We start from the raw sequence: 22,484 nt of genomic DNA, 5'->3' as shown, positions 1-22,484 counted from the left end.
CACTTTATTAAAAGTTTTCCAACCGATTTAATACATGAAAGAATGTCTTCATCTCTTCATCTGTCCCGATGGTAATACGGATGAAGTTCGCGATTTCCGGTTTGTTGAAGTAACGGACTAGTATAAGATTTTCTTTTAATTGTTCGTACAGCCGCGCCGCATCTTTCTCCGGATGGGTGACAAATAAAAAGTTCGTCTGGGAAGGTAGTACAGTGAATCCGCGCTTTTCCAATTCTTCTGTTACCCAGCTTCGGGTCGCAATAACCTTTTCCTTCTTCTCTGTAAAATATGCTTTGTCTTTTATTGCTGCAACCCCGCCGGCAATAGCTAAACGGTCGATCGTATAGGAGTTGAAGGAATCCTTGATACGCACGAGTCCTTCAATCAATTCGGGTGAGCCAAGGGCGAATCCTAAGCGCAGACCAGCAAGGGCACGGGATTTTGACATTGTTTGGATGACGAGTAAATTATCGTATTTCTTGAGCAATCCAACCGCCGATTCTTCGGCAAAATCGATATAAGCTTCATCCACAATTACGACGCGGTCTTGGTTATGTCGCAAAATCTCTTCAATACCTGCCAAGTTAAGGTACAAACTCGTCGGTGCATTCGGATTCGGGAAAATCACACCGCCTTCTGAATCATAATAATCACTTGGCTTGATAGAAAAGTCGTCCTGTAAGGGAATTTCTTCAACCGGAATATCAAATAACTTTGCATAAACCGGATAGAAGCTATAGGAAATATCCGGATAACGAATCGCTTGCCCAGGTTCAAAGAAGGCCATAAAGGAAAAAGCGAGCACTTCATCGGAACCATTTCCGATAAACGCATTTTCCTTCCCTAAGTCGTAAAGGTTAGCAATTTCCTCCCTCAACGTATCAACAGTCGGGCTGGGGTAGAGTCGAAGTGATTGACCGACTTCCTTTTTAATCGCTTTAAGAACGAGTGGGGAGGGAGGATATGGATTCTCATTTGTATTCAATTTGATGATTTCCGGATTGTTCACTTGTTCACCTGGTATATATGGGTTACTTCGTTTTACTGCATTACTCCAAAACTTACTCACGATTTTGTCCTTCCTTTTCTAAATGTCTTTCCATGAGTTCCGCTTTAATTTCACTTAGTGCCACACCAGACTCTTCCATCACTACGAGCAGGTGATAGAGGAGGTCGGAAATCTCTGCCGTCAGTTCACGTTTATCCTCATTTTTCGCCGCGATAATGACTTCACTCGATTCCTCCCCGACTTTTTTCAGCATCTTATCGATTCCTTTATCAAATAAATACGTCGTGTAAGTTCCTGGTACGGGATTGTTTCTGCGATCTTTAATCTTTGCAATCACTTGTGGGATGATATCAAAAATTGGTAATTCCGTCTCGGTCATTGTTTGATAAAAGCATGTATCTTCACCCGTATGACAAGCAGGTCCTAAAGGCTGTACCTGTACTAATAAGGCATCTTTGTCACAGTCATAGCTGATTTTCTGTACAAGTTGTTTGTTACCGGATGTTTCTCCTTTATTCCAAAGGGTTTCTCGGGATCTTGAATAAAACCATGTTTCTCCCGTCTCTAATGTTTTCTCAAGGGATTCCTTATTCATAAAGCCAAGGGTCAGTACTTTCCCGCTTGCTGCATCCTGTACTATGGCAGGAAGGAGTCCTTGATCGTCATAGGTTAAATCATCTGGTTGCACGCTCATTTTAGTTACCTCTCCTTACGTCTATATTTTCTTGTTCGAGATATGCTTTAAGTTCTGGGATATCAATTTCACCGTAATGGAAGACTGAAGCTGCAAGGGCACCAGTTGCTCTGCCATCGGTCAAAGCATCTTTAAAATGTTCGTATGTTCCCGCCCCGCCGCTAGCAACAACGGGAACAGCCACGGCTTCCGCAATTTTTTTCGTTAGCGCGAGATTATAACCTGTTTTTGCACCGTCGTCATCAATCGCATTGACAACAATCTCACCGGCTCCGAGGTTCGCTCCTTTGATGGCCCACTCGATCGCATCGATTCCGGTATCGCTTCGTCCTCCGCTGGAAAAAACGTTCCATTTTTCTGGAGAGACTTCTTTTGCATCAAGGGCAAAGACGATTTTCTCGCTGCCGAATGCTTCTGCTGCTTCCTGAATGAATGCTGGATTTTCAATGGCTCCACTATTGATCGATACTTTATCCGCTCCAGCTTGTAAAACTTTTTCAATATCCTGGACGGTGCGTATACCACCACCTACTGTAAACGGAATATCGATGACGGCGGCGATGTTTTCAACGATATCAAGGAAAATATTTCTCTTCTCAACGGAGGCTGTAATATCATATAAAACAAGCTCATCTGCTTGAGATTTGTTATAGCGCTTAGCAAGTTCTACTGGATCGGCGACTTCTTGAATGTTTTGAAATTGTTGTCCTTTGACGACTCGGCCGTTTTTCACATCAAGGCAAGGAATGATTTTTTTAGTCGACATATTCTTTACCAACCGGATCGACTAAGCGAGTAAAATCAAGAGTGCCGTCATATAGAGCTTTGCCGATAATCGCTCCGTACATTTCTTTCTCTGCCAATTTACGTACATCTGCTTCCGTCGTCACCCCGCCGGAAGCAATGACATCAATGGTAATTGCCTCATTGATTGCCTCAAGCTCCTCGAAATTCGGTCCTTGCAGCATTCCGTCTTTTAAAATATCCGTATAAACGATCGTCTTCACACCGGTTGCCTCAAGCTCCTTCACGAGGTCGAGTGCTTTTACCGTACTTTCCTTTGTCCAGCCATCTGTTGCAACAAAACCATTACGGGCATCGATGGAGACAGCAATTTTCTCACCGAACTGCTCAACCGCCTCTTGTAAAAACACTTTGTTTTGAATGGCGGCTGTGCCGATGATGACACGACTCACACCATTTTCTAAATAATCTTCAATGACTTCGATGGAACGAACGCCACCACCGACTTGAATGGGAATGGAAACAGTTCGGGCGATTTCAGCAATCAGTTCCTTGTTAACAGACTTTCCAGTTTTCGCACCGTCGAGATCGACGATATGGATGAATGCTGCCCCTTTTTGCTTCCAGTCAGCTGCTACCTCGACTGGTTGTTCACTGTAAATTTTCTCTTTATTATAATCACCTTGCGTAAGGCGGACACATTTGCCGCCAAGAATATCAATAGCTGGGAATAAAATCATGAATAATCTCCTCTCCTCTATAAGACACCTTTAGTTGATGGAATTCCTTCAATACGTGCATTTTTCAATGTTGCTTGATCTAGAGCACGGCCGAATCCTTTAAAAATTGCTTCAATAATATGGTGGCTGTTCCGTCCATACGCCAGATTGATATGTAGCGTAATTCCAGAATTACTTGCAAAGGCCTGGAAAAACTCTTCCACCAGCTCCGTATCAAAATTACCGACTTTGTCCTTTAAACCTTCTACATTATAGACGAGATAGGAACGGTTACTAATATCGAGGGCAACAGTTGCTAATGCCTCATCCATTGGCGATGTTACGTGCGCATATCGCGTGATTCCTTCTTTCGTTCCGAGTGCTTCCCGGAATGCTTGGCCAAGCGCGATACCGATATCTTCTACAGTATGGTGCTGGTCTACTTCCAAGTCTCCATCACATTTTACTTTTAAGTCAAATAATCCATGCTTCGTCATCGCGGTTAACATATGGTCAAAAAAGCCGATACCGCTATCGATTTCGCTATTTCCTTTTCCGTCGATATTCAATTTGAGGTTGATTTTTGTTTCTGATGTATCTCTTGATATTTCAAATGTGCGCATCATAATTCGTCCTTTCTCACTTGGATGGAATTGGCATGGGCTGTTAATCCTTCTACTGTTGCTAATGTCTTAATCGGCTCACTTGCAGCAACGAACGCCTCTTGTGGATAGCTGATGATTGTTGAGCGTGTAACAAAATCATAGACACCGAGTCCGGAGGCGAAGCGGGCTGTTCCACTTGTTGGTAACGTATGGTTCGGTCCGGCGAAATAATCTCCGAGCGGTTCGGGGGAATAGTTTCCTAAGAAAATTGCTCCGGCATGCTTAATTTTTGGCAAGAGTTCCATAGGGTGCTGGACCATCAATTCTAAATGCTCTGGGGCGATTTTATTGGATACATTTGCCGCTTCAGTCAAATCTTTCGCAATGATTATTTTTCCGTTCGTTTCAATTGATGCTTGGATAATCTCTTTCCGTTCTAATTTTTCCGTTTGCTCGGCAACTTGCTTTTGAATAGCCACTGCCTGTTCTTTGCTTGTCGTAACACAAATGGCACTTGCAGATTCATCGTGTTCTGCTTGAGATAACAAGTCAGCCGCGACATAACGGGGATTCGCTTGCGCATCAGCAATAACGCAAATTTCACTTGGTCCGGCAATCATGTCGATGCCGACCGTGCCGTATACCCATTTTTTCGCCCGGGCGACATACGCATTTCCCGGTCCGACGATTTTATCGACTCGTTTTATAGTTTCTGTCCCATAAGCGAGCGCTGCAATAGCCTGGGCACCGCCAACTTTATAAATCATTTCGACCCCAATAAGTTTCGCAGCAAGAAGGACGTACGGATTCACTTTTCCGTCTTTGTCCGGCGGCGTCGTAATTGCAATCTCTTCCACTCCGGCGATTTGCGCTGGAATAATCGTCATTAATACCGTCGATGGGTAGGCGGCCTTTCCACCAGGGATGTAAGCACCAACACGTTCAATCGGGGTTACTTTCTGACCGAGTAGAATCCCTTTACCCTGTGAAATCATCCATGACTTTTCCTTTTGCTCTAAGTGGTAATTGCGGATATTTTCTGCGGCTTCTTTTAAAGCAGTGACAAGTTCTGGCGCTGCAATTTTTTCAGCCTCGGAAAATTCTTCTTTGGATACGAGGAGGTCATCAAGCGTTGCTCCGTCAAATTGCTCCGTATACGCATATAAAGCAGCATCTTTTTTCTCTCGAACCGTGCGAATAATTTCGAGCACCGTTTCATCGAGAGCCACTTCATTTATGTCAATCGCTGTTTGGTCGTTCCATTTTTTAGCAAACTCTTCTGCAGTGATTATTTTCATGGTGTTCTCTCCAATGCATTGTTTAGTTGATCGATAAAGCTTCTTACTTCCGTCGCTTTTGTCGCAAAGCTAGCTTTATTTACAATTAAGCGGGTACTAATATCATCAATGTTTTCAAGTACCGTGAGTCCATTTTCCTTTAACGTGTTGCCGGTTTCGACGATATCGACAATAACATCAGCTAGACCGATAAGAGGAGCCAGCTCAACGGAACCATTTAATTTCACTGTTTCAATTTCTTGCCCCTTTCGGCTGAAATGCTTTTCGGCAACATTGGGATATTTCGTTGCTACGGTGAGTGGCCGGTTCGCGTCTATCGAATAATTGGGGAAGCCCGCAACAGAAAATTTACATTTTCCGATACCAAGATCAAGCAGTTCATACACTTCTGCTCGCGATTCTAAGATATTGTCTTTACCGACAATCCCGATGTCAGCTGCACCTCTTTCCACATAGGTCGGCACATCGACCGCTTTTACAAAGATTAATTTAATTGACTCGTCGACATTGTAGAATACGAGTTTCCGACTCTTTTCATGAAAATCAATGAACTGCATGTCAGCCGCTTCCAGTGTTTCGATTGTATGTTTTGCTGGCCTCCCCTTTGCAAGGGCAATGGTGAGTTTTTCCATATTAGACACCTCCTGTTGCTAGTTCTGCAAGGTTAAGCAATTCCTCATTTGTTTCCACTTGCTGCTCATTTCCATTTACAATAACTCTCCCATTTGATTGAAAGAGGATTCCAGCCTGTTGTGCATTCTTGGCAAATGGCTTTGTAATGACAGCATAGCCTTGTTCCCTGAGTAGTTTTGCCGCCGAAAATGCATTTCGTCTTTCTTCTGGAACATAGTAAATTTGTAATGGCGGGTTGTTATCGTCTTTGATTAGTTGATGCTGCTTAAGTGCTTCAAGGACGACGTCGACCTTATAGGCAAACCCGATCGCCGGCATTGCTTTACCGAATTGTTCCGCAAGCTGATCATAACGCCCGCCCATTAGGACTGGTTTTCCAATGTTTTCAACGAATCCTTGGAAAATAACGCCGGTATAATAATGCATATTATTGATTAACCCGAGATTTAGTGTCAAATGCTCTAACAGGTCGTAATCGGTAAGGACCTCTATTACATCTTTTAAATTATTTAAAACTTCTTGCATGCGTTCGTTTTTAATAATCGCTTTCGTTTCCTCCAGAACTGCTTGCGGATTTCCATAAAGTAGGGGAATCGCGTAGAGTGCTTCTTGTAATTCATCACGAATCTGGAGCTGCTTTAAAAATGGTTCCATTTCCGCCAAGTTTTTTGACTGGATTAATTCCTGCAATTGCTGTAATTCATTTTCCACAAGGTTTGCCTGATCCACCAATTCCTTGAAGAATCCTGCATGCCCGACTTCCAGTTTAAAATTGTCAAAACCGATTTCCTTTAATGTATGGACGGCTAAGGCGATGACTTCCGCATCCGCTTCTGGTCGCTTGTTACCGAACAACTCGGCGCCAGCTTGTGTGCTCTCTTTATTCGTTCCATTACTATTCTGTTCCCCGTATACATTGAAAATATAAAATAGCCGCTGTTCACTCCCATTAATCTCTCGGTCTAAGGCAGTCAATCGAGTAATTGGTATTGTGCCGTCAGGGCGGAGAACGAGCACTTTCCCGCTGCGGTCAATCACCTTAATCATTTCATCCTTATTCACTGTCTTCTGAATGGAGGCATACGTATCATAGTCTTCAAAAGCAGGTGTATGCACTTGTTCATAACCGTACGTGGCGAACCTTGTTCTTAATTTACGGATGAGCTGGCTTTTGATTTTATAACTCTGGACCGCTTGGTTGCTTAATTTCTCCTTATTTTGTCGCATGCAAATCTCCTTCCCTCTGAAACTTTATTATTTATTGTATCAATTTAATGCTTTATCACTTCATCTAATTAAAGTTATATAGTATTATAATAATTATGAAGAAGAAAGTCAATTCATTCTTTCGTAAATTATTATAAAGTGAAACTCATTCAGTGGGGTATTACAGACCGTTAATACGTGATAAAATAATAGATTAACAGAAGGACAAGAATAAAGGAGCGAGGATTCGTGTTTGATTATCACATGCATAGTACGTTCTCCGCAGATTGTGACACACCAATGGAGAAAACAATTGAAAAAGCGATTGACTTAGGACTTCAAGAAATTTGTTTCACCGATCATATTGATTATGATTATCCAGATAAAGATTGGATTTTCGAATTTGACTTAAAAGAGTATGATAGGAAGATTAAAGAGCTCCAGGAGAAATACGAAGGAAGGATGCGGATTAAAAAAGGAGTGGAAATTGGACTCCAACCGCATGTTCTTCATCAATATGAAAGCATGATGAAAGAAGAAGTGTTTGATTTCGTCATTGCTTCGGTGCATGCGACAGAAAGGAAAGATTTACACTCTGGAGCGTTTTTCGAAGGGAAGACAGTGGACGAGGCATATGAGATTTACTACCAGGAGCTGCTTGACTGTATAAAGGAATATAAGCATTTTAGTATTCTCGGGCACCTGGACCTGGTGAAACGCTATACGACGGAGAAAAGTAAGCGTAATTTCCATGAAATTATCCGGGAAATCTTTGCGGAAATCATTCCGGCAGGGAAAGGAATTGAGATTAATACATCCGGTACAAGATACGGGCTTGAGAGCGGTATGCCGAGCTTTGATATATTAAAGCTGTATAAAGAATGTGGCGGGGAAATCATTACTTTAGGTTCCGACTCCCACGTGCCGGATACGTTGGCTTTTGCATTTCCGGAAGCACTTCTGAATTTGAAAGAGGCCGGATTTGAATATGTTGCAACGTATACGGCTGGCAGGCCTGAATTTCACCCGATTGATCAAATAATTTAATGATTTTTGTGGCAAGATTTATCACAATATCTTACACTATAGAAGCGAGTAAAATTTGATAAAGTGAAACTTCATTCAGTGGGGTATCCTTACTACCCCCGCTGAATGGTAGTTGAACAGAATCAGGTATTTACGGACTGTTAATCCCCTTTACATTTTGGGTTTCCCTCACGTTTAGATTAGGGGATATTACAGACCGTTAATGCGTGAATAACGTAAAAGGAATTTGTGATAAAAGGATGAGAGGCATTGACGATGAAGGAATCGATTTATGATAAATTAATTCGTATAACAGCAAAAGAAAATGTATTAAAAGATGAGCCATTAAAGGAACATCTGTATACAAAACTTGGTGGGAAAACCGATTATTATGTGACGCCGGAGAACTATGGTGAAGTGCAGGAGATTGTGCGCCTTGCGAATAAAGAAGATGTCGATTTCACCTTACTTGGCAATGGGTCGAACCTGATTGTCCGGGATGGTGGCATCCGTGGGATTGTCATGAACTTGCAGAAACTTTCTTCGATTAAACGAGAAGGTGACGCGGTTATTGCGGAAAGTGGTGCAAGAATTATTGATACTTCCAGGTATGCATTACAAGAAAGGCTTTCTGGACTTGAATTTGCTTGCGGTATCCCTGGTTCTGTCGGTGGTGCGTTGTATATGAACGCAGGTGCTTATGGCGGGGAAGTGAAGGACGTCCTTAGAAGTGCCCTCGTCTGCACGAAAGACGGGGAACTGAAGACATTGCAAGCGGACGAACTGGATCTGAATTATCGTACAAGTAACATTCCGGATAACGGCTATATCGTTCTTGAGGCGACTTTTGATTTAAAGGAAGGCGCTTATGAGGAGATAAAAGCTGTAATGGATGATTTGACGGAGAAGCGGGAATCGAAGCAACCCCTCGAATATCCATCTTGCGGGAGTGTTTTCAAGCGTCCGCCCGGTTATTTCGCTGGAAAGCTTATTCAGGACAGCAATCTCCAAGGCGTCCAGATTGGCGGCGCACAGGTTTCCACAAAGCATGCCGGTTTCATCGTGAATGTCGATGATGCAACAGCAAACGAGTATATTAAGCTGATTGAACATGTGCAAGCGACAGTACATGAGAAATTCGGAGTAGCCCTTGAAAGGGAAGTCCGGATTATTGGAGAAGAAAAACAGTAACATAACGATAAAAAACCACCGGATGCCTTATTATTGCTAGCATCCGGTGGTTTTGTGTTCGCAGTCAAGTTAGCTGCGGAATCTGCTTAAAAAGCTTTGTAATCGTTCATTTTGTGAATGCTCGATTACTTCTTTTGCTGATCCTTGCTCTGCAATGACGCCTTCATCAAGGAAGAGTACTTTATCCGCGATATCTAATGCAAAGTCCATTTCATGCGTCACGAGCACCATCGCCATATCCTCATGCTGGGCAAGGTCGCGGATCACTTCCAGCACCTCGCCGACAAGCTCGGGGTCAAGGGCTGAAGTGACCTCGTCAAAGAGCATGATCTTCGGACGCATGACAACAGCCCTTGCCATCGCGACACGTTGCTTTTGACCACCAGAGAGCTGGCTTGGGTAATTATCAATTTTGTCCCCAAGGCCTACACGCTCAAGCATTTCAATTGCACGCTTTCGTACTTCTTCTTTGTTTTCTTTCTTTACATGTATCGGAGCCGTCATACAGTTTTCCAGAATTGTCATATGCGGAAATAGATTAAAATGCTGGAAAACCATGCCAATGTCACCACGTACTTTACGTAAATGGTGCTCATTAGCGCGTACCATATCCCCGTTCTTTTCCATTTTCCATAAATTTTCCCCACTAACGATAATATCTCCTGAGGTTGGTTCTTCGAGTGTCATCAATAAGCGGATGATCGTTGTTTTACCGGAACCACTCGGTCCGATTACTGCAACTTTTTCCGCTGGATTGATATCTAAATTAATACCTTTTAATACTTCAACATCGCCAAATGATTTACAAACATCCCGATATTGTACAATAGGTGCAGTCATTTTCTCATCACTTCTCCTCTATGAACTTTTGGCTAATGCATTTTTATCGAATCTTGTGTTCATCCTATCTTCCAGCTTCCGAATCAGTATGGAGGAAGGATAGCTTAGAAGCAGGAATATAATACCTACAATTGTAAGTGGCTCTAGATAAGCCCAATTCCTCGCTCCGTATGTGTTCGCTAACAATAAGATTTCAGCGACACTAATTGTTGAAACAAGTGGTACCTCTTTAAATAAAATAATAAAGTAGTTTCCAAGCATCGGTACTGTTGGCGGAATCGCCTGTGGTAAAATGACTTTTCTCCATTTATCGAGGGTGCTAAGGTTAAGTGCCTGAGCTGCTTCCCATTGTCCTTTTTCAACACTTTCAATTCCTGAGCGATAGATTTCGGAAATATAGGTGCTGTAGTGAAGTCCTAGACCAAGAATAGCACTTTGCACTGGGCTTAATGTTGTACCGACTACAGGCATGACCGGCCATGCATAATAAATGAAGAATAACTGTACAAGTGGCGGGGTTGTACGGATGAATTCCATGACCCACGATACAATCCAGTTAAATGGTCGATTCGGTATTCTTCTTAAGAATGTCCAAACGAATCCAAAGACGAGCGCAAATATGAAACAGGAAATGGTTAGGAAAATTGTCAAGCCTAAACCATCTAAAATGAAAGGGAGTGCTTCAAAAAATCTATCCCAACTCCAATAGGTTGTGTTCATGAACTAGCTACCCCTTTCTTTGCAATACCTTCTCCTTTCCTTGTCAACCAAATTAATGGTAAAGCAAGGAGGAAGTAGAGCACGAGTACTAATGTATAAACAAGCGGGGTAATCGATGCATTCGTACTTCGGATAATATCTCCATAATAGAGGATATCCCGTAAACCAATCAAGGAAACGAGCGAAGTACTTTTCAACATGAGTATCGTATAATTACCAAACTCAGGGAGCATCATGCGAACTGCTTGCGGAAAAATAATAAGTCGCATACGTTGGAAACTTGTCATGTTAAGGGCAATAGCCGCTTCTGTTTGTCCCTTATCTACTGCAACGATGGACGTGCGAACCACTTCTGAAAGATATGCACCATAGTTCAGTCCGATTGCAATGACCCCGATCCACCAGTTGGTACCGAGTGGTATATTAAATAGCATCGGAATTGCATAGTAAAGCCAAAACAATTGAACAATAAGTGAGGTTCCACGGAAGATTTCCACGTAAAACCCGGTCGCTTTACGAATGAATACATTATTTGATAGTTTAGAGAGTCCGGCAACAAAAGCCATTATATAGGCTAATAGGGACGCAGCAATTAGAACTGTAATGGTTACACCAAGACCTCGTGCAATTTGAGGAAAAACCTCGATTATTGCATTAATGATAATCACTCCTTATTTATCTTGTAATAGATTGTTGTACGCTTCCATATTCACGCGAAAAAATAAAGGTCCAGCCCTGGATAGGAACCGGACCTTATGAAGTTACTGCATTATTCGTTCTTGAAGTGAACGGATACGTTTACTCTTCACCATTACACACTTGCTCTGTCGTCACTTCTCCATCTGCTACAAAGTTTGTTTCACCATTAAATCCATTCGCTTCAAGTAGCTCTGCAACGGTTCCATCTTCTTTCAATTCTGCTAATACCTCATTGTAAGCATCACGTAATTCTTCATTATCTAGACTAAAGGCAGCAGCGCCGTAACTTGGCACACCTTCAATATCGGGTTGTTCAAATGATTCTACAAACTCAAGATCATCGGAATCAAACGATTCAAGCGCCATTCTTACCGTCATTTCGGTGCCGGTTGTTGCATCCGCTCTACCAGCTTGAACGGCCGAGAAAGTAGATGGGATGTCTGAAGCAGTCGTGATTTGATCTTCACTAACACCTTCATCCAGTAAGAAACCAATCTCTGTTGCGCCTTCCATGACCACGACAGTTAAATCTGGATTATCCGCTATATCTTTGTAACTATGAATATCATTCGGGTTTCCTGCTGGTACAACTAAGCCTTCCCCGTATTGCATTTCCGGTTCGGCGAATAGTGCGTTCTCACAGCGTGCAGGTTGTATTGCCATGCCGGCTGTTACAACATCAAATTGTCCAGCTTGAACACCTGGAATCAATTGACTGAAATCAGCTAACTGTGAATCCATATTTTCAATACCAAGCTCTTCGAATACTGCTTGTGCAATATCTACGGCAGCCCCTTTTAATTCACCATTATCTTCATAAGCATATGGTGCTTCGTTAGCGAAGCCGACTGTTACGGTACCGCTTTCTTTTAATGCCTCTAATTTACCTGCACCGTCACCATTTCCATTATCAGAACCACATGCTGCAAGTAAAACTAATAAGCCCGCTAAAATTAAAACCCCTAATCGTTTCACGTTGCTATTGACCTCCTAAGAATTTTGATACTTCTATTCCCTTTTGTTCATAATAAAAACATCGGGTAAAAAAGCACTCTATATTTTTATGTTGTTACAATGGTACCGATAAACATGTTTTCTCTCAAACATGATAAAATGAGAAAAAAATCGGTTAGCCTTCAAATTTCGGAATAATCCATACCTCATTTGGATATACAAAAACATCCTTCCATATCATCTCATTTACGCAGGTTTACCCAAGATTTACTTTTAAGAGAATAAAAATAATATGGACAGAGAAGCTAAGAGTCATTAAGATTGAAATAAGAAAAAAGTTAAAGTGAAACTTCATTCAGTGGGGGTTTCCTTATCTCCCCCGGCTGAATGTTAGTTGAACGGAATCAGGGATTTACGGACTGTATCTCCAAACCTTCACATCTTGAGCTTAACCCATGTTTAGAGATGGGGATATTACAGACCGTTAATACGTGATAAATTGGACTTTCATTTTTAATGTGCATTTTTTAATCCACTGAAGTTTGTTGAGTTGAACCAATCGGGCTGTTACTAGTCAGTTACACTGTAGTTAATAGATAGAATGGGAGTGTCCTTTCATGGAAATTATCCTTTGGATCGTCATCGTCTTATTATTTATCGGTAGCTTCATCGGGATTGTATTTCCGATTATTCCATCCGTACTACTTATCTGGTTAGGTTTCATAATTTTTCACTTTGGTATTGACAGTGGCGAACTGAATACGTTATTTTGGCTTGCAATGATTGTGATAACGATTCTGCTAATCAGTTCCGATATCATTGCCAACAGTTACTTTGTGAAACGGTTCGGGGGTAGTAAAGCTGGCGAACGCGCGGCTGCTGTTGCTGTTATTATCGGTTCCTTTATTACACCGCCCTTTGGAATTATTTATGTCCCATTTCTTGTCGTGTTCATCGTAGAAATGTTGATGAAGCGCACGGTAAATGAGGCATTTCGGGCTTCGATTGGATCGTTGATCGGATTTTTGGGCGGATCGTTCGCAAAAGTGATTTTACAGTTCGTAATGATTGTCTGGTTTTTTATTCTCATTATTTTTTAGCGTGTGTTAAAATAATTGATAGTTGAAATTAAAGGAGTAATGCTTTATGGAATATCCTGCTAGAGTTATTACGATCGCGGGTTCTGCAGCAGGCGGGAGTGCGGGGATCCAAGCAGATTTGAAAACATTCCAAGAACTTGATGTTTATGGAATGAGTGTTGTTACAGCTATTGTTGGGAAACACCCGGAAACAGGGAAAAACGTCCATCCGCAGACGATAGAAGCAATCGAAGCACAATTTGATACTGCGATGCGCCAGGTTGGAACGGATGCCTTAAAAACGGGGATGTTATTCTCTAAAGAAGTAATTGATTTGGTCGCAGGGTTAATTGAACAATCGGATATTAAATCGGTTGTTATTGATCCGGTTATGGTCGGGAAACTTGATTCGAAGCTTTTGAAAGATGATGCAATTGAGGCGTTGAAAAAGCGGCTTATCCCACTTGCAACCATTATTACACCGAACATTCCAGAAGCGCGATTTCTGCTGGGTGAGCGAGAGATAACGAATGTGGAAGCATTGAAACAAGCAGCGATTGACTTATATGAGCTTGGTTCTAAGTATGTGCTCGTGAAAGGTGGCCGGCTGGATGGGCCTGCTGTCGATGTATTATATGACGGGAAGACACTTACTTTATTTGAAGCGCCGCGTATTGACACAGTTAATACGAGCGGAGCGGGTTGCTCTTACTCTGCGGCAATTACAGCTTACCTTGCGAAGGGCGAAACCGTGGAAGATGCAGTGGAGCATGCGAAGAAATTTGTAACAACAGCAATCAATCATGGGTTCACGTATACCGAAATGGTTGGGCCGACCTATCATGCTGCCCAGCGGAAATACGGCGATGCGTTCGATATTAAAGTAGAGAAGGTTCAGTAGGGGGGATAGCTTGACTTTACCCCCTACTTTCTATATATTAGAAAAGAGAAAATATGTGGAAACGTTGATGCGGAATAGTATAATTTGCTGTCTTTTTCAGAGAGGAAATGGTCGGTGCGAATTTCCGGGAGACAGAAGTTAGAACCTGCCGTCTGAGTTCGCACTTCGTATAGACGAAGAGACAGTCTGTAAGATGTGCGCGGTGTAGAGCCGTTATTCGAAGGAAGTGTGCATGACTTTTCATGCAAATAAGGGTGGTACCACCACACGAAGGTCCCTTTTTATAGTGATAGGGGTCTTTTTTTATTGGTAAAAGAGGTTGTTCAAAAAGTCCGGTAAAAATGAAACTTCGCGAAAGGGGAGGTTCTACTAAGATCGTCCACGTCCTGTGGACAACGTAGAACTCACCACCTCCTGTGGAAGCTCGTTGGCTCGCTTTTCCGCTCCTCATGTACCTACTAACGTACATTCCGGTGCCGGGAGCTTTCGCCGCCTCGAATTTCGACGCACAGGACGTGCTAGTGTCGGCATTGCAACAGGACGTTGCGAACTTAGTCGACCTCGGTCCTTTTTATCCTCCTTTTTGAACACATACTTAAAATAACGTAAAGAGGTGTTTCATTTGTCTAAAAAGAATAAAGATTTTGTGGAAAAGATTACCGCGATGGAAGATGACTTTGCACAGTGGTATACCGATGTTGTGAAACAGGCCGAGTTAGTCGATTACGGTTTAGTTAAAGGGACGATGATTATCCGCCCATACGGGTATGCGATTTGGGAAAATATTAAAGATGAATTGGATCGCATGATTAAAGAATCGGGCCATACGAATGTGCAGTTCCCATTGTTTATTCCGGAGAGCTGGCTGCAGAAAGAAGCGGATCACGTGGAAGGATTCGCGCCGGAAGTAGCTTGGGTGACTCATGGTGGAGATGAAGAACTGCAAGAAAGAATCGCTGTCCGCCCAACGTCTGAAGTGTTGTTCTGTGAATATTATTCAAGGCATATTCATTCGTACCGCGATCTTCCGAAGCTCTATAACCAGTGGGCTAACGTCGTGCGTTGGGAGAAGACAACTCGCCCATTCCTGCGTTCTTCTGAATTCCACTGGCAGGAAGGGCACACGGCACATGCAACAGACAAAGATGCGGAAATTGAAACAGCGAGAATGCTTGATACTTATGCAGACTTAGTTGAGAACTATATGGCGATCCCGGTATATAAGGGAAAGAAGACAGATAGTGAAAAATTTGCTGGAGCAAAATATACGTTAACGATTGAAGCGTTAATGCATGACGGGAAAGCATTGCAGTCTGGAACGAGCCATCATTTCGGTTCTGGCTTTGCGGAAGCTTTTGATATTACGTACTTGGATGAGAACGGGGATAGTCAATTCGTTCACCAGACATCTTGGGGGCTATCCACAAGAATTATGGGTGCATTGATTATGGTTCACGGGGACAACCGCGGCTTAGTTGTACCTCCGAAGATTGCTCCGACACAGGCGATGATTATTCCGGTTGCACAACATAAGGAAGGCGTACTAGATAAAGCGTATGACTTGCGTGATCAGCTCAAAGGTCTTGTTCGTGTCGATATTGACGCAAGCGACAAGATGCCAGGCTGGAAATTTAATGAATATGAAATGAAGGGAATCCCAGTTCGTATTGAACTAGGACCGAAAGATATTGAGAAGGAGCAAGTTATCCTTGTGCGCCGTGATACTGGAGAGAAGGAATTTGTCGCACTTGTTGATCTGGAAAAGCGTCTACCGGAATTGCTTGATGAAGTCCAGCAAAACCTTTACGACAAGGCACTCGCACATCGTAACGAGAAGACAACTTCCGTTACAACGATGGAAGAATTTAGAGAAATGCTTGAGGAAAAAGGCGGTTTCTTAAAAGCAATGTGGTGTGGAGACGAAGCGTGTGAAGAGAAGATCCAAGAAGAAACAACCGCAACCTCCCGCTGTATTCCTTTTGAACAAGAGAAGTTAGCGGAAACTTGTGTGTGCTGTGGTAAACCAGCCGAAGATTTGGTTATTTGGGCGAAAGCTTATTAAATCAAAGGTGACATCGCCCGTTTAGGAACGGCCGAACTGGACTGCGGCGCAATGAGATAAAGGAAACATGCCCCTTTAGGGGGAGACGTGAGTTGGGCCTTGGCCCGTTCTTAGTCGGCCTTCCTTTTCTCCTTGAGCTGATGTTGACTTTCACCACAAGGGTATAAGGGCGACTAAGCCTCATACAGATCATTCGGCAAGTCTTCTTTATCGAATGAAGGTGCAGGAAGTTCGGACAGTTCCTGGTCGATGGAGCTGAATGTAAATCAAAAGTGACATCGACTGTTTAAAGGTGAGTCAATCAGGTTTTGACCTGGTCGGCTTACCTTTTTTGTTTACAATGATAATCTCTAACCGCTATGATAATTATACGAGCTCTCACCGCTCTGTCATTGTTGGTGGAGAGGATAACTTTTAATATTTTCAAGCAGTAAAGTAGAAAACGGAAACGAAACGAAGGATGTGATTCTCTAATGAAAAAACTTTTGGGAATTCTGATGTTTATTTTGTTAGTAGGAACATTGAGTGCTTGTGATGACAACGCTTCTAATATTATTGCAGCAGTTGATGTAAGTGATAGGGAGGAAACTATACTCTCTACGCTAACAAACCAATCGTTCCTGTTTGACTTCAATAACGAGGACTATGAGGAAGTATCCATGTGGGTAGAAAAATATGAGCAAGGGGAATTAGTCGATGATCAGCTAGGTTATCTAACGTCACCGGTAGACGAAACGGGTTTGATTATTTTCGCAACCAAAATAGATGGAGTTGACGAGCAGCAAACATTCCATATTGGGGTAGGTGATGAAGATGGTGTCTCTTCTCTCACAACCCGAGACGAAAATTTTGAATTTTTACCAGCAGTTTATGGCGACATACCTGAAGAAAAAACACTGCATGAAGGCGAGCTTGTGTTGGCGGATATTGCATACTCTGATGATGAATTTGGAATATCTTCTATTTCAAACTCGTTTTATGAAGACCCCGAAGCGAATATGGAGGAGTTAAAGGAGTATGATGTCGTTTATTTATTCAAAGCTGAGTTTGCGGAATAAAACTTCCATTTAAAATACTTGACAAATCTTAATAAAAAAATTGTGTTTTTTGCACTTCTGAGTTATAATTTAGATATAATGTTATTACAGTAAGTACTGTAAAGCTTTTTTTGCGGTTTAAACTTTGCCATTTTCGAGAAGAATGGGAGGAGAAGAAATGGCGGTGAGTGAAGTGGAGAGGAAAATTACTAAAATTGGTAATAGCGTTGGGGTAACGATTCCACAGGAAGTATTGAATCACTTAAAAGTAAAGCAAGGTGATGATGTTAAATTTATATTGGAGAATGACGGCAGTGTGTCTATAAAAAGACCTGTAAATATGGATTTTTTAGACCAGGAGTTTTTAGAAGGGTTAGAAGACCTTTTTGAAAACTATGATGATACACTGAGAAACCTTTCAGACAGATAAATGGTCCGATATCTAACTGACAGGGAAGTTATTTTTATAAATGCTGCCGTGATAAAACGTTATACCCCAGAAGAACAAATAGGCGTAAAAGATACAAATATGCTGTTTAGTGCAATAGAAAGACCAAAACAAACAGTGTTTGGTAAAGATGCATACCCTACAATATGGTTAAAGGCTGCGGCTTTGTATGCTAGTATTTCGCAAAACCATGCTTTCCATAATGGTAATAAAAGAACGAGTTTCGCATGCATGAAACAGTTTTTATGGGTAAATGGATACCAATTTAAAGCTAGTCAAAAAGAAGCTGAAGATTATACTGTTTATTTAGTGGTTAAAAAGCCGGAAATTGAGGATATTGCGGATTGGATAGAAAAGCACATTGAACCAAGGTAATTAAGAATATAGATGGTAATTAACCGTCTAGTCCGAATGATTAAATACTGTATTAGATATTAATATGGAGTTAACCACACTAATTGATACTAGGTGGTTATTTTTTTTATCACGCATTAACGGTCTGTAATATTCCCACCTCTAAACATGAGGGAAGCCTATCATGTGAAGGTGGGGGTATACAAGTCCGTAAATGCGTGATTCTGTTCAACTAACATTCAGTGGGGAGGAAAAGATTCCCCACTGAATGAAGTTTCACTTTATTCCCCTTTGTCACTTAGGTCACCTAATGATAAAATATAAAAGTATAATTGTGTTAAAAGATGCATGCACGTATAGCTGGGCTATAGAATAAATATAGCTAATGAAATCATTTTGGAGGATTAGAGCATGAAAAAAAGAGTTGGCTTGATTTTTGGCGGGAAATCAGCGGAACATGAAGTTTCGTTGCAATCGGCAAAAAATGTATTAGAAGCAATGGATAAAGATAAATATGATGTGACATTAATCGGAATCGATAAAGAGGGAAGATGGCATTTGCATGATTCATCGCAGTTTCTGTTAAATGCCAACGATCCGAAGTTGATTGCCTTGAATAAAACAAATGAAGGGGTTGCCTTCGTACCGGGTGAAGCGGATAAAAAGTTAATGAAGGCTAATGGCATGGCAGCCCTTGATCAGCTCGATGTTATTTTTCCAATCCTGCACGGAACGCTCGGGGAAGATGGAAGTATTCAAGGAATGCTGCGTGTTGCAAATATTCCCTTTGTCGGTTCGAACGTATTAGGCTCAGCAATCAGTATGGATAAGGATGTTGCAAAACGCCTTCTAAAGGATGCAGGTCTCAAAGTTGCTAGGTCTTACACGTTCACCCGTGCAACAAAAGGAAATATCTCTTTTGCAGAAATAGAAAAAAATCTTGGCCTGCCATTATTTATTAAACCAGCGAACCAAGGTTCTTCGGTAGGTGTCAGTAAAGTCGAGTCGGCGGAAGAGTTTGGAGAGGCTGTAGCTGAGGCTTTTAAATATGACCATAAGATTTTAATTGAGGAGGCAATCCAAGGCAGAGAAATCGAATGCTCTATCTTGGGAAATGAGTATCCAGAAGCTTCCATTCCAGGCGAAATTGTTGCGACCAATGATTTCTATTCCTATGAAGCGAAGTATATCGATGAAAGTGGAGCAACATTGGAAATCCCGGCAAAATTAGATGACAACCAAGTGAAAGAAATCCAGGATGTTGCAGTTAAGGCTTTCCAAGCATTGGGTTGTGAAGGAATGGCGCGGGTTGACGTATTTTTAACGGAAACAAATGAAATTATTATTAATGAAATCAACACGATCCCTGGATTTACTAAAATTAGTATGTACCCTAAATTATGGGAACTCTCCGGCATTCCGTACAGCGAGCTTATCGACCGATTGATTGAGCTGGCGATAGAGCGCCAAGAACGTGACGCAGGACTAGAAAGTTCGTTTGAAACGGAATGATAATTTAAATTATTTAAAGCGAAGAACACATCTTAGATAGAAATAGGGTGTGTTTTTTTTGTTGGAGTTATTGGATTTTGAAACTTAAGTGGTAAGGCTAACGTATAAGTGGATAGGGAGGGTGAATTTAATATGAACAAGGATAAAGAAACTCCTGAAATGAGAAGAGAAAAGCTGAGACAAGAGGAATTAAAAAAATCATCCAGCAGTATACAGGGGAGCAATCTCGCTGATCTTGTCGGTGGTTTAGGCTGGAAGGGTACTGGAATTCTTATCCTCATTCTCATTCTTGTTGGTGCTTATTTTTTATTGAGATGAATGTTCATATAAAATACAGTCCCTTCCGAGATACAAAAGTGCTCAGAATGTAATCGGAGCACTTTTGTAAAACAGGCTATTTACACGATGCAAAAATTAAGCATCAATTAATTCCTCGATTTCCTTTTTCAATTTCGCCGGTTCTTTCTGAGGGGCGAAACGATTTACTACTTCACCATTCTTATTAACTAGGAATTTTGTGAAGTTCCATTTTATATCTTCTGTTAAGATTCCCTTTTGCTCACTTGTTAAATGCTTGAATAACGGATGAGCGTTTTCTCCTTTTACATCAATTTTACTAAACATGGGGAAAGAAACACCGTAATTGGCGGAGCAGAATTCAGCAATCTCGTCGTCTGATCCAGGGTCCTGACCACCGAATTGGTTGCAAGGGAAACCTAAGATTTCAAAATTATCATTGCCAATCTCATCATACAGCCTCTGTAAACCTTGAAGTTGTGGCGTGAATCCACACTCACTTGCTGTATTTACAATAAGTAGCACTTTTCCTTCATAGTCTCTGAGGGACTTATCCTCGCCGCGAATTGTTTTTGCACGGTATTCATATACACTCATGAACATCAGCCTCCTTACAAGAAGGATAGCAAGCACCATAACAACTGTCAAAAACAGCTTAATCTATTTTAAAGAACATTTCCAACTTGACAAATTGTAATGAATACTTAGAATAGGTTTTGTAAGCGCATTCATTTAGGTTGTATTAAAAAAGGGGGAAATGAAAATCATGATGGATATACAATTAACTTTACCAGCAATGCTGCAGCACACTGAAAAATATTTTCCGAAGAAGGAAATCATCTCTCGAACCCAGAAAGAGATACGTACATTCACATATGGAGAATTTGTCTCTCGCACACGGTCACTAGCCAGTATATTGGACAGATTAGGTGTTACGAGAGGGGACAAGGTCGGTACGATTGCTTGGAATCATCACCGTCATTTGGAGGCATATTTTGCAATTCCGAGCATTGGTGCTGTTTTGCATACCATCAATTTGCGTCTATCGAAAGAACATTTAATCCACATTATTAATCATGCCGAAGATAAAGTATTGCTGATTGATGTTGATCTTCTTCCATTAATAGAGCAAATTAAAGATGACATTAATACAGTAGAAGCATTTATCGTCATGACTGATGACGATACACTCCCAGAATCTGCTTTAGACCCGATTTATTCCTATGAGGAATTGCTTGCGGGTGGTGATGAGACATTCCCGTTCCGCGATGATATTTTAGAAAATGATCCGGCCGGATTATGTTATACGTCCGCTACAACTGGCAAGCCGAAAGGGGTCATCTATTCGCACCGGGGACTTTACCTTCATAGCATGGCTCTGTCCCTTGCAGATACGGCAGGACTGTCCGAACAGGATATTGCGATGCCAGTTGTTCCGATGTTTCACGTCAATGCTTGGGGAATCCCCTTTGCAGCGACTTGGCTCGGGGCATCACAAGTTCTCCCTGGCCCAATGCCGACGCCCCAAATACTAGCTGAATTGATTGAAGATAACAAGGTAACGATCACAGCGGGAGTACCGACGATTTGGTTAGGACTTTTAAAAGAATTGGAACAAGGAAATTATAATTTAAACAGTTTACGTGCTGTGTTATGTGGTGGTTCCGCTGCACCAGAAGGAATGATTCGAGCATTTGAAGAAACACACGGTATTCCTTTTATTCATGCGTATGGTATGACAGAAACGACCCCGGTTGTCACGGTTGCTAAATTAAAGAGCTACCAGGCAAATCTTTCTTATGAAGAAAAATTAAAATTGCGGGCGACTCAAGGAAGGGTTGTTCCAGGTGTTGAAGTAAAAATTGTTAATGATAATGGCGAGGTGAAGGCGGATGGGCAGGATATGGGCGAGCTACTCATTCGCGGGCCGTGGATTGCTGACTCTTACTATAAGGATGACAGAAGTGAAAGTTCTTTTGTTGATGGTTGGCTCCACACTGGAGACGTCGTAACGATTGATGAAGAAGGCTACGTGAAGATTGTTGACCGAACGAAGGACTTGATTAAAAGTGGTGGCGAATGGATTTCATCGGTTGATTTGGAAAATGCGCTTATGGCACATCCCGATGTATTCGAAGCAGCAGTTGTCGCCATCCCTGATCCAAAATGGCAGGAGCGCCCTGTCGCGTGTGTTGTATTAAACGATGGTGTACAGCTTTCGAAAGAGGAGATGCTCGAATATTTAGAGCCACAATTTGCCAAGTGGTGGTTACCGGATGAAGTATTGTTTATGGATGAAATACCAAAGACTTCAGTTGGAAAATTTTTAAAGCGGGCATTACGAGAACAAGTTGAAGAGCAGCTTGCATTATAAGATGGTGGGTTGGCACGAAATAGCAGTGCTAACCCACTTTTTATTTTTCCTTATTTTTGTTATACTAGTTCTTATGCAAGAT

General features: G+C 41.8%; 24 protein-coding genes and 1 other annotated feature. Of the genes, 11 read left to right on the top strand and 13 right to left on the bottom strand.

What is annotated here, in order from left to right:
* Positions 1 to 7: 7 nt before the first annotated feature.
* Genes hisC through hisZ form a run of 8 tightly spaced genes read right to left on the bottom strand, consistent with a single transcriptional unit; the run spans position 8 to position 6,929 of the window.
* The gene (gene hisC / locus GN217_RS07425) at positions 8 to 1,069 is read right to left on the bottom strand and encodes a histidinol-phosphate transaminase (RefSeq protein ID WP_156856042.1); all 1,062 of its coding nucleotides are present in this window, start codon (positions 1,067 to 1,069) and stop codon (positions 8 to 10) included.
* Positions 1,062 to 1,703, bottom strand: a complete 642-nt coding sequence (gene hisIE / locus GN217_RS07420) for a bifunctional phosphoribosyl-AMP cyclohydrolase/phosphoribosyl-ATP diphosphatase HisIE (RefSeq protein WP_156856041.1) — start codon at positions 1,701 to 1,703, stop codon at positions 1,062 to 1,064. Before hisIE ends, hisC begins: the two co-directional genes overlap by 8 nt.
* A gap of 1 nt (position 1,704) precedes the next feature.
* Positions 1,705 to 2,469 (bottom strand): imidazole glycerol phosphate synthase subunit HisF, encoded by a 765-nt coding sequence (gene hisF / locus GN217_RS07415; protein WP_156856040.1) that lies wholly within the window; start codon positions 2,467 to 2,469, stop codon positions 1,705 to 1,707.
* Positions 2,459 to 3,187: a 1-(5-phosphoribosyl)-5-[(5-phosphoribosylamino)methylideneamino]imidazole-4-carboxamide isomerase gene (gene hisA / locus GN217_RS07410; protein WP_156856039.1), complete on the bottom strand. Its 729-nt coding sequence runs from the start codon at positions 3,185 to 3,187 to the stop codon at positions 2,459 to 2,461. The genes hisF and hisA overlap by 11 nt, the downstream gene beginning before the upstream one ends.
* Before the next feature lie 17 nt (positions 3,188 to 3,204).
* Entirely contained in the window at positions 3,205 to 3,789 is a 585-nt protein-coding gene (gene hisB, locus GN217_RS07405) for an imidazoleglycerol-phosphate dehydratase HisB (protein WP_156856120.1), read from the bottom strand.
* Complete coding sequence (hisD, locus tag GN217_RS07400) at positions 3,789 to 5,069, bottom strand: histidinol dehydrogenase (protein ID WP_156856038.1); 1,281 nt, start codon at positions 5,067 to 5,069, stop codon at positions 3,789 to 3,791. Before hisD ends, hisB begins: the two co-directional genes overlap by 1 nt.
* On the bottom strand, positions 5,066 to 5,701 hold the full coding sequence (hisG, locus tag GN217_RS07395) for an ATP phosphoribosyltransferase (protein WP_156856037.1): 636 nt from the start codon (positions 5,699 to 5,701) through the stop codon (positions 5,066 to 5,068). Before hisG ends, hisD begins: the two co-directional genes overlap by 4 nt.
* 1 nt (position 5,702) lies before the next feature.
* Positions 5,703 to 6,929, bottom strand: coding sequence for an ATP phosphoribosyltransferase regulatory subunit (gene hisZ, locus GN217_RS07390; RefSeq protein ID WP_156856036.1), 1,227 nt, complete (start codon positions 6,927 to 6,929; stop codon positions 5,703 to 5,705).
* Between the two features lie 228 nt (positions 6,930 to 7,157).
* Between hisZ and GN217_RS07385 the strand changes: the two genes are divergently transcribed.
* Entirely contained in the window at positions 7,158 to 7,955 is a 798-nt protein-coding gene (locus GN217_RS07385) for a histidinol-phosphatase HisJ family protein (protein WP_156856035.1), read from the top strand.
* A gap of 255 nt (positions 7,956 to 8,210) precedes the next feature.
* A complete protein-coding gene (murB, locus tag GN217_RS07380) occupies positions 8,211 to 9,125 on the top strand; it encodes a UDP-N-acetylmuramate dehydrogenase (RefSeq protein ID WP_156856034.1) in 915 nt (304 codons plus the stop codon).
* Between the two features lie 69 nt (positions 9,126 to 9,194).
* On the opposite strand, the gene ehuA is transcribed toward murB, so the two are convergent.
* The 4 genes from ehuA to ehuB form a co-directional block, all read right to left on the bottom strand.
* Positions 9,195 to 9,965, bottom strand: a complete 771-nt coding sequence (ehuA, locus tag GN217_RS07375; RefSeq protein WP_156856033.1) for an ectoine/hydroxyectoine ABC transporter ATP-binding protein EhuA — start codon at positions 9,963 to 9,965, stop codon at positions 9,195 to 9,197.
* Between the two features lie 18 nt (positions 9,966 to 9,983).
* A complete protein-coding gene (gene ehuD / locus GN217_RS07370) occupies positions 9,984 to 10,685 on the bottom strand; it encodes an ectoine/hydroxyectoine ABC transporter permease subunit EhuD (RefSeq protein WP_156856032.1) in 702 nt (233 codons plus the stop codon).
* Positions 10,682 to 11,344, bottom strand: coding sequence for an amino acid ABC transporter permease (locus GN217_RS07365; protein WP_156856119.1), 663 nt, complete (start codon positions 11,342 to 11,344; stop codon positions 10,682 to 10,684). The genes ehuD and GN217_RS07365 overlap by 4 nt, the downstream gene beginning before the upstream one ends.
* Before the next feature lie 139 nt (positions 11,345 to 11,483).
* Positions 11,484 to 12,359: an ectoine/hydroxyectoine ABC transporter substrate-binding protein EhuB gene (gene ehuB / locus GN217_RS07360; protein ID WP_156856031.1), complete on the bottom strand. Its 876-nt coding sequence runs from the start codon at positions 12,357 to 12,359 to the stop codon at positions 11,484 to 11,486.
* Between the two features lie 596 nt (positions 12,360 to 12,955).
* On the opposite strand from ehuB, the gene GN217_RS07355 reads away from it, so the two are divergent.
* The 8 genes from GN217_RS07355 (at position 12,956) to GN217_RS07320 (ending at position 20,049) form a co-directional block, all read left to right on the top strand.
* Positions 12,956 to 13,438: a DUF456 domain-containing protein gene (locus GN217_RS07355; protein WP_156856030.1), complete on the top strand. Its 483-nt coding sequence runs from the start codon at positions 12,956 to 12,958 to the stop codon at positions 13,436 to 13,438.
* 46 nt (positions 13,439 to 13,484) lie between these two features.
* A complete protein-coding gene (gene thiD, locus GN217_RS07350; protein ID WP_156856029.1) occupies positions 13,485 to 14,318 on the top strand; it encodes a bifunctional hydroxymethylpyrimidine kinase/phosphomethylpyrimidine kinase in 834 nt (277 codons plus the stop codon).
* Between the two features lie 55 nt (positions 14,319 to 14,373).
* Positions 14,374 to 14,600, top strand: a binding site (T-box leader).
* Between the two features lie 340 nt (positions 14,601 to 14,940).
* The gene (gene proS / locus GN217_RS07345) at positions 14,941 to 16,380 is read left to right on the top strand and encodes a proline--tRNA ligase (protein ID WP_156856028.1); all 1,440 of its coding nucleotides are present in this window, start codon (positions 14,941 to 14,943) and stop codon (positions 16,378 to 16,380) included.
* Positions 16,381 to 16,853: 473 nt separating this feature from the next.
* Positions 16,854 to 17,438: a hypothetical protein gene (locus tag GN217_RS07340; RefSeq protein WP_156856027.1), complete on the top strand. Its 585-nt coding sequence runs from the start codon at positions 16,854 to 16,856 to the stop codon at positions 17,436 to 17,438.
* A 157-nt stretch (positions 17,439 to 17,595) separates the two neighbouring features.
* Positions 17,596 to 17,847 (top strand): AbrB/MazE/SpoVT family DNA-binding domain-containing protein, encoded by a 252-nt coding sequence (locus tag GN217_RS07335; RefSeq protein WP_229782670.1) that lies wholly within the window; start codon positions 17,596 to 17,598, stop codon positions 17,845 to 17,847.
* Positions 17,848 to 18,240, top strand: a complete 393-nt coding sequence (locus GN217_RS07330; protein WP_156856025.1) for a type II toxin-antitoxin system death-on-curing family toxin — start codon at positions 17,848 to 17,850, stop codon at positions 18,238 to 18,240.
* 390 nt (positions 18,241 to 18,630) lie between these two features.
* Positions 18,631 to 19,731, top strand: a complete 1,101-nt coding sequence (ddlA, locus tag GN217_RS07325; RefSeq protein WP_156856024.1) for a D-alanine--D-alanine ligase — start codon at positions 18,631 to 18,633, stop codon at positions 19,729 to 19,731.
* A gap of 132 nt (positions 19,732 to 19,863) precedes the next feature.
* The gene (locus tag GN217_RS07320) at positions 19,864 to 20,049 is read left to right on the top strand and encodes a DUF6366 family protein (RefSeq protein WP_156856023.1); all 186 of its coding nucleotides are present in this window, start codon (positions 19,864 to 19,866) and stop codon (positions 20,047 to 20,049) included.
* Positions 20,050 to 20,145: 96 nt separating this feature from the next.
* Here GN217_RS07320 and GN217_RS07315 read toward each other — a convergent pair whose 3' ends face one another.
* Positions 20,146 to 20,625 carry a glutathione peroxidase gene (locus GN217_RS07315; protein ID WP_156856022.1) on the bottom strand — a complete coding sequence of 160 codons (480 nt, stop codon included), beginning with the start codon at positions 20,623 to 20,625 and terminating at the stop codon, positions 20,146 to 20,148.
* Between the two features lie 169 nt (positions 20,626 to 20,794).
* Between GN217_RS07315 and GN217_RS07310 the strand changes: the two genes are divergently transcribed.
* Positions 20,795 to 22,402: a long-chain fatty acid--CoA ligase gene (locus tag GN217_RS07310; RefSeq protein WP_156856021.1), complete on the top strand. Its 1,608-nt coding sequence runs from the start codon at positions 20,795 to 20,797 to the stop codon at positions 22,400 to 22,402.
* Positions 22,403 to 22,484: the final 82 nt, after the last annotated feature.

The organism is Oceanobacillus sp. AG, from assembly GCF_009746545.1.
GTDB lineage: Bacteria > Bacillota > Bacilli > Bacillales > Amphibacillaceae > Oceanobacillus > Oceanobacillus indicireducens.
This window is presented reverse-complemented; position numbering and strand designations above follow the sequence as displayed.